This window comes from Thiobacillus sp. SCN 63-57, from assembly GCF_001725555.1.
Taxonomy (GTDB): Bacteria; Pseudomonadota; Gammaproteobacteria; order Burkholderiales; family Thiobacillaceae; genus Thiobacillus.
This window is the reverse complement of record NZ_MEGP01000024.1, coordinates 72,299-85,424: the sequence shown is the minus strand read 5'-3', so window position 1 is coordinate 85,424 and position 13,126 is coordinate 72,299. Positions and strand designations below refer to the sequence as shown.

14 protein-coding genes are annotated in these 13,126 nt (G+C 63.6%); 5 read left to right on the top strand and 9 right to left on the bottom strand.

What is annotated here, in order from left to right:
- Positions 1-137 precede the first annotated feature (137 nt).
- The 3 genes from ABT23_RS10820 (at position 138) to ABT23_RS10810 (ending at position 3,287) form a co-directional block, all read left to right on the top strand.
- On the top strand, positions 138-1,868 hold the full coding sequence (locus tag ABT23_RS10820) for a proline--tRNA ligase (protein WP_296634878.1): 1,731 nt from the start codon (positions 138-140) through the stop codon (positions 1,866-1,868).
- 1 nt (position 1,869) lies between these two features.
- Positions 1,870-2,511, top strand: a complete 642-nt coding sequence (locus ABT23_RS10815) for a lytic transglycosylase domain-containing protein (RefSeq protein ID WP_296634875.1) — start codon at positions 1,870-1,872, stop codon at positions 2,509-2,511.
- 263 nt (positions 2,512-2,774) lie between these two features.
- Positions 2,775-3,287: a hypothetical protein gene (locus ABT23_RS10810; RefSeq protein ID WP_296634873.1), complete on the top strand. Its 513-nt coding sequence runs from the start codon at positions 2,775-2,777 to the stop codon at positions 3,285-3,287.
- Positions 3,288-3,338: 51 nt separating this feature from the next.
- On the opposite strand, the gene ABT23_RS10805 is transcribed toward ABT23_RS10810, so the two are convergent.
- The 4 genes from ABT23_RS10805 to ABT23_RS10790 are packed head-to-tail and all read right to left on the bottom strand — an operon-like array spanning position 3,339 to position 6,138.
- Complete coding sequence (locus ABT23_RS10805; protein WP_296634869.1) at positions 3,339-3,851, bottom strand: efflux RND transporter periplasmic adaptor subunit; 513 nt, start codon at positions 3,849-3,851, stop codon at positions 3,339-3,341.
- Positions 3,848-5,116, bottom strand: a complete 1,269-nt coding sequence (locus ABT23_RS10800) for a TolC family protein (RefSeq protein ID WP_296634865.1) — start codon at positions 5,114-5,116, stop codon at positions 3,848-3,850. Before ABT23_RS10800 ends, ABT23_RS10805 begins: the two co-directional genes overlap by 4 nt.
- Positions 5,113-5,619, bottom strand: a complete 507-nt coding sequence (locus ABT23_RS10795) for a thioredoxin family protein (protein WP_296634862.1) — start codon at positions 5,617-5,619, stop codon at positions 5,113-5,115. The genes ABT23_RS10800 and ABT23_RS10795 overlap by 4 nt, the downstream gene beginning before the upstream one ends.
- Positions 5,620-5,643: 24 nt before the next feature.
- Positions 5,644-6,138, bottom strand: a complete 495-nt coding sequence (locus tag ABT23_RS10790) for a TlpA disulfide reductase family protein (protein ID WP_296634859.1) — start codon at positions 6,136-6,138, stop codon at positions 5,644-5,646.
- A gap of 13 nt (positions 6,139-6,151) precedes the next feature.
- Between ABT23_RS10790 and ABT23_RS10785 the strand changes: the two genes are divergently transcribed.
- The gene (locus ABT23_RS10785; RefSeq protein ID WP_296634857.1) at positions 6,152-7,567 is read left to right on the top strand and encodes an aspartate ammonia-lyase; all 1,416 of its coding nucleotides are present in this window, start codon (positions 6,152-6,154) and stop codon (positions 7,565-7,567) included.
- 48 nt (positions 7,568-7,615) lie between these two features.
- Complete coding sequence (gene ylqF, locus ABT23_RS10780) at positions 7,616-8,530, top strand: ribosome biogenesis GTPase YlqF (RefSeq protein ID WP_296634854.1); 915 nt, start codon at positions 7,616-7,618, stop codon at positions 8,528-8,530.
- On the opposite strand, the gene pgl is transcribed toward ylqF, so the two are convergent.
- The 5 genes from pgl to trmB form a co-directional block, all read right to left on the bottom strand.
- Positions 8,531-9,223 carry a 6-phosphogluconolactonase gene (gene pgl / locus ABT23_RS10775; protein WP_296634852.1) on the bottom strand — a complete coding sequence of 231 codons (693 nt, stop codon included), beginning with the start codon at positions 9,221-9,223 and terminating at the stop codon, positions 8,531-8,533.
- Complete coding sequence (gene zwf, locus ABT23_RS10770; protein ID WP_296634849.1) at positions 9,223-10,713, bottom strand: glucose-6-phosphate dehydrogenase; 1,491 nt, start codon at positions 10,711-10,713, stop codon at positions 9,223-9,225. The genes pgl and zwf overlap by 1 nt, the downstream gene beginning before the upstream one ends.
- 1 nt (position 10,714) lies before the next feature.
- Positions 10,715-11,623, bottom strand: coding sequence for a phosphogluconate dehydrogenase (NAD(+)-dependent, decarboxylating) (gene gnd, locus ABT23_RS10765; RefSeq protein WP_296634847.1), 909 nt, complete (start codon positions 11,621-11,623; stop codon positions 10,715-10,717).
- 148 nt (positions 11,624-11,771) lie between these two features.
- Positions 11,772-12,407, bottom strand: coding sequence for an NAAT family transporter (locus tag ABT23_RS10760; RefSeq protein ID WP_296634844.1), 636 nt, complete (start codon positions 12,405-12,407; stop codon positions 11,772-11,774).
- A 34-nt stretch (positions 12,408-12,441) separates the two neighbouring features.
- Positions 12,442-13,125 carry a tRNA (guanosine(46)-N7)-methyltransferase TrmB gene (gene trmB, locus ABT23_RS10755; RefSeq protein ID WP_296634840.1) on the bottom strand — a complete coding sequence of 228 codons (684 nt, stop codon included), beginning with the start codon at positions 13,123-13,125 and terminating at the stop codon, positions 12,442-12,444.
- Between the last annotated feature and the right edge of the window lies 1 nt (position 13,126).

The window sequence follows — 13,126 nt, the reverse complement described above, 5'->3', positions numbered from 1 at the left end:
AGCGGATGATTTCAGCCGAAGAACAGATGATACTCATGTGAAAAAATCGTCGAGGAAGTTAGGCGGTCAACTGTGGTTTCTGGGATGACTACCCGTCTGCACGCTAAAATGCGCATTTTCGTCCCGATTATTCCACCATGCGCGCCACCCAGTTCTTCATTTCCACCACCAAGGAAGCCCCGTCCGAGGCCGAACTCGTCAGCCACAAGCTGATGCTGCGCGCCGGCCTCATCAAGCGGCTGGGGTCGGGGCTCTATACCTGGATGCCGCTGGGCCTGCGCGTGCTGCGCCGGGTCGAGGCCGTGGTGCGCGAGGAAATGAACCGCGCCGGCGCGATTGAACTGCTGATGCCGGCGGTGCAGCCGGCCGAACTGTGGGAGGAAACCGGGCGCTGGGCCGTGTTCGGCCCGCAGATGCTGAAGATCAAGGACCGCCACCAGCGCGACTTCTGCTTCGGCCCCACCCACGAGGAAGTCATCACCGACGTTGCGCGCCGCGAGATCAAGAGCTACCGTCAGCTGCCGGTCAACTTCTACCAGATCCAGATGAAGTTTCGCGACGAGATCCGCCCGCGTTTCGGCGTCATGCGCGCGCGCGAATTCCTGATGAAGGACGCCTATTCCTTCCACGCCAGCAAGGACAGCCTCGCGGCCACCTACCAGACGATGTACGACGCCTATACGCGCATCTTCACCCGGCTGGGGCTGACCTTCCGCCCCGTGGCCGCCGACACCGGCGCCATCGGGGGCTCGGCCTCGCACGAGTTCCATGTACTGGCCGAGTCCGGCGAAGATCTGATCGCCTACTGCCCGGATTCCGGCTACGCCGCCAACGTCGAACTCGCCGAGGCGCTCGCCCCGGCGACGCCGCGCGCCGCGCCGCAGGAAACGCTGCGCGAGGTGGATACGCCGAAACAGACCACCTGCGAGGACGTCGCCGCCCTGCTCGATATTCCGCTCGCCCGTACCGTGAAGCTCATCGCGGTCATGGTGGGCGAACAGATGGTCGCGCTGCTGCTGCGCGGCGATCACATGCTGAACGAGGTCAAGCTTGGCAAGCTGGAGGGCATGGCTGATTTCCGCCTGGCGAACGAAGCGGAGATCCGTGCCGCCTTCGACTGCCCGCCCGGCTTTCTCGGGCCGGTCGGGATCGATCGTGCCAGGATCAAGGTCATCGCTGACCGCACGGTCGCCGCGATGAGCGACTTCGTCTGCGGTGCGAACAAGCCCAAATTCCACCTCGCCGGGGTCAATTTCGGCCGCGACCTGCAGGAACCCGACCTCGTGGCCGATATACGGAATGTCGCCTCCGGCGACCCCAGCCCGGACGGCAAGGGCGCGCTCGCACTGTGCCGCGGCATCGAGGTCGGTCACGTATTCCAGCTCGGCAGCAAGTATTCGCAGGCGATGAACGCGTCCTATCTGGATGAAGCGGGCAAGGCGCAGGTGATGGAAATGGGCTGCTACGGCATCGGCGTGTCGCGCATCGTCGCAGCGGCGATCGAGCAGAACCATGACGACCGCGGCATCATCTGGCCGGCGACGATGGCACCGTTCTTGCTGGTGGTCGTGGCGATCGGCTATGGCAAGAGCGAGGCGGTTCAAAAAGCCGCCGATTCGCTCTATGCTGATCTGAGCGCGGCCGGATTCGACGTGTTGCTCGACGACCGCGACGAGCGCCCCGGGGTGATGTTCGCCGATGCCGAACTGATCGGCATCCCCCACCGCATCACCGTGGGGGAGCGCGGATTGAAAGAGGGTGTGATCGAATACCAGGCGCGCCGCGCCGCGCCGGGGCAAAGCGGCGAAGCGCAAAAAATCGCGCTCGCCGATGCAAGGGAATTTTTGACGGGATTGCTGGAACGCTGACATGAACAAACGGACGCACATCGGACTGCTGATCGCCGCTTTGCTGCTTGCCCAGCCCGCATTTGCGGGGGGCCAGCTCGAAGAAGCGATGTCGGCCAATGTGCGCTCGTCGCTGCAGCGCGCCCTGGCGGACACGCCGGTCACCCGCACGGCATTCCGCAACCCGGCCGATGGTGCCGCCTGGCTGAAGGAAATGTCGCGCCGGTTGGCCAAACGCATGCCCGACGAGGACGAACGGCTCGAATTCCTGACCACGCTGCACTGGGAGGCTTCGCGCGCCGGCGTCGACCCGCAATTGATGTTGGGATTGATCCAGGTGGAAAGCGGCTTCCGCAAATATGCCGTGTCGCCGGTCGGTGCGCGCGGCTACACACAAGTCATGCCCTTCTGGGTCAAAACCATCGGCAACCCCAACCACAACCTGTTCCAGCTCCGCACCAATTTGAGATACGGCGCGCTGATCCTGCGCTATTACATCGACATCGAGCACGGTGACTTATTCCGTGCGCTGGGCCGCTACAACGGCAGCCTGGGCCAGCCGGAATATCCGACGCTCGTCGTCAACGCCTGGAAACGTTACTGGGATTACACCCCTCGCACCCAGTCGGCCGACAATCGCACCGACTCCGACCCGCGCAGTTGACGTCTCCTTGCAGAGACATGCCACACGTCAAAAACACCTAGCCTGAACACCCGTTCCGGGCATGCCTTGCCCACCCCTCTTGTCCGCTGACGAAATCTCGACCGGTCGTCACGCCATCGACACTTTTCAGCCGTTTCCTCCCCGGCCTCCTGCGCCGCGTACCTTGTCAAACAAGGCGTCCGGGGCATTTCGTCATCTGGCACAAGCCATGCAGGATGTCCGCCACAGGCTAAATGCCTGCAATCACAACAATGGAGGCGACCATGGACATGACAATGCAATTGTCCCGTACGGTTAAGGGACAGGAAGAAATCTTCAATCTCGGCCATACCTTGCGGCCCCGACACCGACAAATCCTGTTCAGCGTGGGAAATGGCATTTCGTTTGGCGAACTCTGCAAGAAGATGCCCCACTGCGCCGAGCTGGAAGCGATGGTGAACGACTTGCTGCAAAGCGGATTCATCCAGGCCTTGCGCAACATGGCATCGCCTTCGCAGCCTGCGCCGGCCGCTTCCCGCAGCCCGGCCCCTGCGGCCCCTGCAGCGGCCACCCCTGCGCACTCCGCCGCCAACCTGGAAAGCACCCGCACCTATGCGCTGGAATTCCTGTCCGCCCTGGTGGGAACCAAGTCCCCGGCCTACCGGAAAATGAGCGAAGTACAGGATCTGGCTGGTTTCAACGCCGTCCTGCCGATGTGCTACAAGGTGATCGCTGCAGTCGCTTCGCCACATCAGGCAGCTGAAATGGAAACCGAAATCGCCCGGCGCATGGCCTGACGCGGCTAGCAGGCCACGGACACGCCAGGCCGGGTCGATTGGGTTCGATACTTAGCGCGACAGGACGATCAGCGGCTTCGGCTGGCAATCCGCAACCACGACGGTACCGGCGCCGCCCGGTATCGCGCTCACCACGCCATCGAACGGCGCTTTCAGCTCGGCATCCGCCAGATTTTTCTGCGCGATCACCCGGCGCGCCTGGGCCGCCGACAGCGCAGCCTGGGCACGCGCGTAGCGCAATTCGGCGGCTTCCAGTTCGCTGGTCGACGACACCGTCCGATCGTACAGTTCCTGTGCCCGTCCCTGCTCGCGCTTGGCGTCGGCCTCATCAGCCTGCGCGCGCGCATGGTCCGCCGTGGCTTCCTCAAGGCGCGCCTGCAGGATGGTCCTGTCCAGACGCAGCAGGATGGCACCTTTCTTCACGCGCTGGCCGGGCTTGACCAGCACCGACTCCACCACGCCGGACACGCGGGTGGTGAGTTCAACCTTATCCGCGGCCCATAGCGGGTGGGCACCCAGCAGGCTCAATCCGGCCAGTGCAATGGCCGCCATGCGCTGATTCATTTTCGTGCTCCCTCAACAGGTGGCAGATTGCCACCGGACAATGCCTGCAGCCGCGCCAGCGCCAGCGCCAGCCGGTATTCCACTTGCTTGCGGCGTATCTGCGCCATCTGGGTTTCCGCCATGCTGGTGCCCAGGTTGGTTTTCAGTTCCAGTTCATATTCCGCACGCGCACGTTCCAGCGCCCAGTCGCGATACTCGATCTGCTTGTCGGCGGCCACGCGGCTGCTGCCCCGCAGCCATTCGATTTCCTGCAGGGTCGCGAGCAGGGTATCGGAGAGGTCGAACTTGAGCTTTTCCAGCTCGGCGGCTATGCGCTCCTTCTGCGCCAGTTCACGCGCAATCCGGGCATCCACGCGCCCGCCCTGGTAAAGCGGAATGGTGAACACCAGCCCGGCACTCGCTTCGTCGCGCGTGGTCGATTCCCGGCTGTAACCGCCGCCGATAACCTCGGCATCAAGCGTCGGATTGCGATCCGCGCGTATCGCTGCCAGGCGCGCATCTGCTGCAGCCAACTGGGCCTGCAGCGCGAGGATGCGCGGGTTCTTCGCCATGACCCATGGCAGCATGACTTCGTATTCGGGGACCGGACGGGCATTGCCCTTGAGCTCGGGCTCGACCAGCTCTTCAGGCAAGGTATCTGGGCGGTAAATAGCCTGGGCAAGCCGCTGTCGTGCACTGCGCATGCGCTGCTCGCTGGCGTAGCGGCGCTCGCGAACATCCTGGTACTCGGTTTCCAGCTTCAACAGAGCGGGCTGGCTGATTTGTCCCACTTTGAAACGATCCTTCGCGTTGTCCCAGGCCACATACGCGACCGCCATGAATTCGTTGTCCGCGGCATACTGCCTGTCGGCCATGAGGACGTCGAAATAGCGCGCCATGATGTCGATACGGCGCAGGCTCTCGACGTTGTAGAGCGCCTCCTGCCGGGCGGTGACTTCCTGGTCCGCTGCAGCGATCGCCTGATTGCTGCGGCCGAAGTCGAACAGCGGCTTGCGCGCAACGATGCGGCCGATGTTGTCGGGTTTCCAGTCGCCATCGGGCCGCCGTCCCGTGCGCAGGCTGCCGTCCAGGAAGAGGCTGAAATCCTGGCGGCTGTCCGCCTCCACACGGTTGGCGCGCGCCAAGGCCAGTTCACTTTCTGCAACCCGCCGATCGGGATGGGGCGCGGCCACACTTGCCAGTGCCTCATCCAGCGTCAGTTGTTCTGCAGCCGCCGTGGCGGACAGCGCGCACGCCAGCAACGCGCCCCACGCCGCGCGCCTCATTTACCTTGCTTGTATTTGGTGAAGGGTTCGCTCGCGTAGCTGCCCTCGGCCACATACTTGCCGAGCAGCAGGAATTCGGCCTTGTCCTTGGTGGGACCGACATAGCGCGTAACCAATTTGCCGTCGAGATCGATAAACAACATCGTCGGCGTGGCACGCACGCGGTTGGCGAGCGCGAATGCCTTTTCAGTGGTTTGCTTGCCCTGGAAATCGGTCATCTGCGTATCACCATTGACGTCGATCGGATACAACAGGAACTTCGCACGATAGGCATCCTGGACGTCGGACTGGTTGAGGATGGTGCTTCTCATGCGTTCGCAAAACGGACAGTCGTCCATTTCAAAGAACAGGAAGATCCCTTTCTTGCCCTGCTCACGGGCAGTCTGGAGTTCGGCGTGGAAATCGCCGAACTTGGGCTGGAAGAAATAGCTGAGGGGGTCACGCGTCTCCGCCTGCGCGGATACGGCGAATACCATCAGGAACGCGATAAACAGTTGGCGCATGGTGTCTCCTCGTTATGCAGTGGCTTATTTCTTGGTACGTGCACTTTTCTTGGCAATGAAGCTTTCCACCGATTCACGGGTAATCGCGCCCACTTGCTGGGCAACCATTTTACCGTCTGGGTTGTATAGATAGGTAGTCGGCAATCCTTGTACCGGCCCGATCTGGCTGGCTATCTGGGCATTTCCCAGCACGATCGGGTAATCGACCAGCAGTCCGTCCGCGAAATCGGTCACCTGCTTGGCATTGCGATAATCCATGGCGATACCGATGACGACGAGGTTGTTCTTCTTCTCGCCGTGCAGCGCGATCAGGTCCGGAATCTCCTCCTGGCAGGGCGGACACCAGGTTGCCCAGAAATTCACCAACACCCACTTGCCCTTGTAGCCGTCCAGCGTATGGGTCTTGCCGTTGGTATCGGTCAGCGTGAATCCGCCCGCATGGGCCCAGGAGGCGAGCAGTGCCAGTAATAGCCCGGCCAGCCATATCGGATAAAATCGACCACCTTGTAATGTCTGCATTGGTTTTACCATCATGAATGAATTCGCCGCGAATCAATTTCGCACTGAGAAAGACTCGCTGGGCGAAGTCCAGGTTCCCGCGGATGCCTGGTACGGCGCACAAACGGCGCGCGCCGTCGCCAATTTTCCCATTTCGGGCCGCCGCGCGGATAAGGATTTCGTACTAGCCCATGTGCGCATCAAGCTCGCTGCCGCACGCGCCAACTGCCAGCCGGACTGGCTGAGCGAACAGAAACGCGACGCCATCGTCGTCGCCTGCGAGAAGATCCTGGCCGGCGAATATATCGACCAGTTCGTGGTCGACCGCTTCCAGGCCGGCGCCGGCACCAGCCACAACATGAACAGCAACGAGGTCATTGCCAACCTCGCCAACGTCGCGCTGGGCGGCGAAAAGGGCGCGTACAAGCCGGTCAACCCCAACGACGACGTCAACATGGGGCAGTCGACCAACGACACCATCCCCACCGCGATCCGCCTCGCCGTGCTGGCCAAGCTGCCGCGCCTGGTCGCCGCAGTGCACAGCATGGCCGCCGAATTCAGCCGGCTGGCCGAACGCGAAAAGGACACCGTGAAATCCGGCCGCACCCACCTGCAGGACGCCGTGCCGACCACGCTGGGGCAGGAATTCGCCGGGTACGCATGGACGCTGTCCCGCTGTGCCGCCGCGCTCGAAGCCGTGCGCCCGGCATTGTGCGAAATCGGCCTGGGCGGTTCCGCCGCCGGCACCGGCCTGAACACCTCGCCCGACTACCCGGCCCGCGTGGCGGCCGAACTCGCCAGGCTCACCGGGGAGCCGATCCGCGTCGGCCAACTGGTCGCGCAGATGCAGTCGATGAACGACCTCGCGCGCCTGTCGGGCGAGATCCGCAACCTCGCGCTGGAACTCACCCGCATCTCCAACGACCTGCGTCTCTTGGCTTCCGGCCCGCGCACCGGTTTGGGCGAGATCCAGCTGCCACCGGTGCAGCCCGGCTCCAGCATCATGCCGGGCAAGGTCAACCCGGTGATGTTCGAGATGCTGAACCAGGTCTGCTTCCAGGTGCTGGGGCAGGACGCCGCCGTGTCCTACATGGTGCAGGCCGGGCAGATGGAATTGAATGTGATGATGCCGGCCCTGGGCAGCGCGCTGTTCGACGCCATGGACTGGCTGACCAACGCAATGAACGCCGCCACCGAGAAGAACCTCAAGGGCATCGTCGTGAATCGGGAAAGGTGTGCCTTCTTTATCCACCAGAGCGTCGCGCTCGCCACCCTGCTCAACACGCAGATCGGCTACAACCAGGCCGCCGAAGTCGCCAAGGAATCGGAGAAGTCCGGCCGTCCGGTACGCGACATCGTCGCCGAGCGCAGCCTGATGAGCGCCGCCGACTTCGACGCGCTGGTGTTGCAGGCCGCGCATGGCGTGGGAAGCGGCGGCGGCGCGGGCTGATGCCGCACTGATGCGATAATCACGGCCCTTTAGCCGAGCCCCCACCCCATGGCGATCCAGTGGTTCCCCGGTCACATGACCACCGCGCGCAAGAAGGCCGCGGAGACGATGGCGCAAATCGACGTGGTGGTCGAGGTGCTCGACGCGCGCCTGCCCGAGGCCGGCAGCAACCCCATGATCCACGAGCTGCGCCACTTCAGGCAACGCCCCTGCCTCAAGGTGCTGAACAAGGTCGATCTGGCCGATCCCGAGGCAACGCGCGCCTGGATCGACTATTTCAACAGGCAGCCCGGCGTGATGGCAGTGGCGATCTCGGCGAAGAAGCCCGGCGACGTGGCGAAGCTGCCGGGCCTGGCGCAGAAGCTTGCACCACATCGCGACGATGCCTTCAAGCCGCTGCGGCTGATGATCATGGGCATTCCCAACGTCGGCAAGTCAACGCTGATGAACACCTGGGTCAAGCGCAAGGTGGCGGCGGTGGGCGACGAGCCGGCGGTGACCAAGTCGCAGCAGCGCATCAACCTGTCGCCGCGGCTGATTCTGGTCGACACGCCGGGAATGACCTGGCCGAAGATCGAACACGACGCCGACGGCTTCATGCTGGCCGCCAGCCACGCCATCGGCCGCAACGCGGTGATCGACGAGGAAGTGGCGGTATTTCTGGCGGGCATCCTGCTCGAACGCTACCCGGAGCTGCTGAAGGCACGCTATGGCTTCGCGCTTGAAGGGCTGGATGCGACCGGCGTGCTGGAGGCGGTGGCGAAGAAACGCGGCTGTATCCTCAAGGGGCGCGGCGGCGAACTCGACCTGGAAAAGGCCGCGATGATCCTGCTGACCGATTACCGCAGCGGCACGCTCGGTCGCATCAGCCTGGAGACGCCGGCGACACGGCAGGCGATGCTGGCCGCGGCGGAAAAGCCCAAAAAGACAGCCGCGCCCGAACCCGACGCGAGCGGCGACTGATCAGCCGCTCTGCGCCGATGCGGCGGCATCGAGCCAGGCGACCGTTTCCTGCCTGCCCTTGACGGCCGAGATTGGCAGCGTTTCGCCACGGCGCCAGCGCTGCAACGCCGCATGCTTGCCGGCGCCCGTGACCACGACCCACAGCTTCATACTGCGATTCAACCGCGCCGCCGACAGGCTCACGCGCTGGGGTGGTGGCTTCGGCGCATCGGATACGGCCAGCGCATCCGGACTGTCCTCCGCTGTTCCCCAATGGTGGCCGGGGAAAAGACTCGCCGTATGGCCGTCCTCGCCCATGCCGAGCAGCACGACATCGAAATCGCCCACGCGCTCCAGCCAATCCGCATATACCGCTGCCGCTTCGTCGGCACCAAACTCGGCAGGGATCGGCCAGCGTTGTTCCTCGGGAATGTTCGACGCCGCTAGCCAGGCGGCCTCGGCCATGGCGCTGTTGCGCTCGGCATCATTGGCTGGAAGGCAGCGCTCGTCGCCATACCAGATATGCCAGCACGCATCGCCGGCACCACGCCGCGCGAGCTCGGCATACAAGGTGCGCGGCGTGGTACCGCCGGCCAGGACCAGGTGGAACGCGCCACGCGCGGCAATCGCCGCAGCGGCCTCGGCGCACAGGGCGTCGGCCAGCGCCCGCACCAGCGAATCGGCATCGGCGAATACCCGCCACTGGGTCGTCATCACAGTTCGTCGCGCCAGGTCTGGTCGTCGCTGTCGAACAGCCGGTTCGCCTCGGCCGGCCCCCAGGACCCGGCAGGATAGGTCGGGATGAACTCGCGCTCGACGGTCCAGTTCCGGAGAATGGGATCGACTACCCGCCAGGCCCACTCGACCTCGTCGAAGCGGATGAACAGCGACCGATCACCCTCGATCACGTCGAGCAGCAGGGTCTCGTAGGCATCGAGCGTCTGCTCGTCGGTTTTCAGAAAGCTTGCGTTCATCTGCATCACGCGGGTGTCCATGTCGAGGCCAGGCTGCTTCACATGGATTTCCATGCGCATCGATTCCTCGGGCTGGATCGACAGCAGCACCCAGTTCGGCGCCAAAGTTTCAACGGGCGTTTCACGGAACAGCTGTTGCGGCGGGTGGCGAAAACGGATTGCGATAATCGACGTCTGCTTCTCCAGTCGTTTTCCGGTGCGCAGATAGAACGGCACGCCGCGCCAGCGCCAGTTGTCGATGTAGAACTTGGCCGCGACGAAGGTTTCGGTAATCGAATTCGACTCGACGCCGTCTTCCTGCTGGTAGCCCATGACCGACTGGCCGTCGATGTTGCCGCGCGCATATTGCGCCCGCACAGCGTGGGCATGGACCGCGCGCTTGGCGATCGGCCGGATCGAGCGCAGCACCTTGACCTTCTCGTCGCGCAGCGCATCGGCCTCGAGCGCCGGCGGCGGTTCCATCGCAACGACCGTGAGCAGCTGCATCAGGTGGTTCTGCAGCATGTCGCGCAGCGCGCCCGCGCGGTCGTAGTAGTCGGCGCGCTGCTCGATGCCGATCGACTCGGCCACCGTGATCTGCACGTGGTCGATGAAATTACGGTTCCACAAGGGCTCGATCAGCGTGTTGGCGAAGCGGAAAACCAGCAGGTTCTGCACCGTTTCCTTGCCGAGGAAATGGTCGATGCGATAGACCTGCTCCTCGTCGAAGTGCTGGTGCAATAGGCGGTTCAGCATCTGGGCCGATTCGAGGTCCTCGCCGAAGGGCTTTTCGATCACCACCCGGTTCAGCCCACGCGGCTTGTTGAGGCCAACGGCCTCGAGGTTCTGGATCACCGCACTGAATTCGGCCGGCTTGATCGCCAGGTAGAACACGGTGCTTGAGCACGCCGACTCTGGCGGCAGACGGTTGGCCAGTGCATGGAAGGACTCGACGTCGTTAAGGTCGCCCTTGTGATAGGAAAAACGGGCGATGAAGCGCTCGAACACCGGCGTGTCGAGCGATCCCTTGATCCTGTCCTTGAGGACTTCGCGCATGTGCTCGCGCCAGCTGTCGGTCGTCCAGTCGCGCCGCGAGAACGCGATGATGGTCAGCGATTCGGCCAATCGGGCCGCCGCCTCGAGGTGATACAGCGCAGGCAACAGCTTGTTCGACGCGAGGTTGCCGGTCGCGCCGAAGATGACGAACGAACACGGCAGATTGTCGGAACTCGCATTCTTGGCCAGATTCATCTCAGCCCTCCTTCACTGCATGGCCGCCAAATCCCTGACGCATTTTCGCCAGCATTTTCGCGGCGTAGTCGTTTTTGCCCTGGCTGGCGAACCGCATCATCAGGGCCAGCGACATCACCGGCGTGGGGATGCCCTGCTCCACCGATTCCAGCGCCGTCCAGCGCCCTTCGCCCGAATCGGCGACGAAGGGTTCGATGGATTCCAATGATTGATCCTTCGCCAGGAAATCGGCCGACAGATCCAGCAGCCAGGAACGCACCACGCTGCCATGCCGCCACAGCTCAGCGATTTCACCGATGTCGAGATCGAAGCCCGGCTTGTTCTTCATCAGCGCGAAGCCTTCGGCGAAGGCCTGCATCATGCCGTACTCGATACCGTTGTGTACCATCTTGACGAAATGACCGGACCCGACCGGCCCGGTATGCAGCCATCCCTCCGTCGGGGTGGGCGCGAGCGCCTCCATGTAGGGCTTGAGCCGCGCGGCGGCCGCATCGCTGCCGCCGAACATGATGCAGTAGCCGTTCTCCAATCCCCACACGCCGCCGGATACGCCGGCATCGGCAAACTCGATCGCCTGTTTCGCCAGTTGTCCGGCGCGGCGCTGGTCGTCCTTGTAATAGGCATTGGCGCCGTCGACCACGAGATCGCCCGGCGACAGCAGTGGGGCGAGGGTATCCAGCGCCGTCTCGGTGGCCTCGCCCGCCGGCAGCATCAGCCAGACGATGCGCGGCGTCTGCAAGGCCGCCACCATGTCCTGGAGGGAGACACAGGCGAGATGCCCGGTTTCAGCTGCGATGGCCTCGCTCACGTCATGGCTGCGATTTGTGACTGCGATCCTGATCCCCTTGCGCGCCAGCCGCCGCGCCATGTTGCCGCCCATGCGACCGAGTCCGACGATTCCGAATTCCATACCTGGCTCCTTATTTGTAGTGGATGGCTTGCATGGCGCATCAATCGTACCCTGAAGGGCATGAATGCCCGCGCAATCGCATGATAGGACGCCTGAATGACGGACAAGTTGCCTAACTGCGCACCTTGCCGGTGCACCACGCACCCAATCAGGTCAGCAGGCCGGGGAACAGCTTGCCGAGTCCGTCCGCGATCATCTCGACTGAAATCGCCGCGATGATCAATCCCATCAAGCGGGTGACGACATGAATCCCGGTTTTTCCCAGCCGCCGTGAAATCACGGGTGCGGCGCGAAATGACAGCCAGACCGACAGTGCAACCAGTCCGATCGGGATCAGCAGGGCCGTCTGATGCAGCACTTCGCCCTTGGCAGCGGAAGCCGCCACGATCACGTGGGTGATCGCACCTGGTCCGGCCAGCAGGGGAATACCCAGCGGCACCACGCCCACTGCATCCCGCTCCTCAGCCTCGACCGCTTCATCCTGGGTTTGCCGTTGTGGGCTGACGCGGGCCTGCACCATCGACAAGGCCAGCAGCAACAGCAGCAAACCGCCCGCCACCGCAAACGCAGCCAGGCGAATGCCGAAGAACGTGAGCAGCGGCTCACCCAGAAAGGCGAACAGCGTCAGCACCCCCAGCACGGTCAATGCGGCGATCCGCGCTGCTGCATGGCTCTGCGCAAGCGTGTAACCCTGGGTGGCCAGAAGAAACATCGGAATCACGCCGACCGGATCGACGATGGCAAACAGCGCGAGTGCGGCCTTGGCAAGTTCGAGGATGTCCATGGCCTGCATCATAGCCGCATGCCCTGACGGATTTCTAAGACCGGCGGAATAGCAGGTCCCACACGCCATGTCCCAGGCGGATGCCGCGCTGCTCGAACTTGGTCAGGGGTCGGGTATCGGGACGCGGCGCGTAGTCTGCCACGGTGTTGGCGAGCAGCGGTTCGCTGGAGAGCACCGCGAGCATCTGTTCGGCGTAATCCTGCCAGTCGGTCGCCAGGTGAATATAACCGCCAGGGCGGAGGCGGCTGGCAAGCAGTCGTACCAATGGCGGTTGGATCAGACGCCGCTTGTGGTGACGCTTCTTGTGCCAGGGATCGGGGAAAAAAATATGGACGCCGGTCAGACCGTCGGGCGCCAGCATGTGGGTCAGCACCTCGACAGCATCGTGCTGGATGACGCGCACGTTGGCGAGACCGTGTTCGCCGACCTGCTTCAGCAGCGCACCGACACCCGGCGTGTGGACTTCCACACCAAGGTAATCGTTTTCGGGGTGAGCGGCGGCAATCTCGGCCAGCCCCTCGCCCATGCCGAAACCGATTTCCAGAATGCGGGGGGCCGACCGGCCGAACACGGCGTCGAGATCGATCACGCCGGGCTGGTAGGGCAGCATGAACCGTGGTCCGATCTCGGCCAGTGCACGCGCCTGGCCGGAACCGACGCGTCCGGCGCGCAGCACATAGGAACGGATGCGCGGATGCGCGCCGGTTTCGCTCGTCATG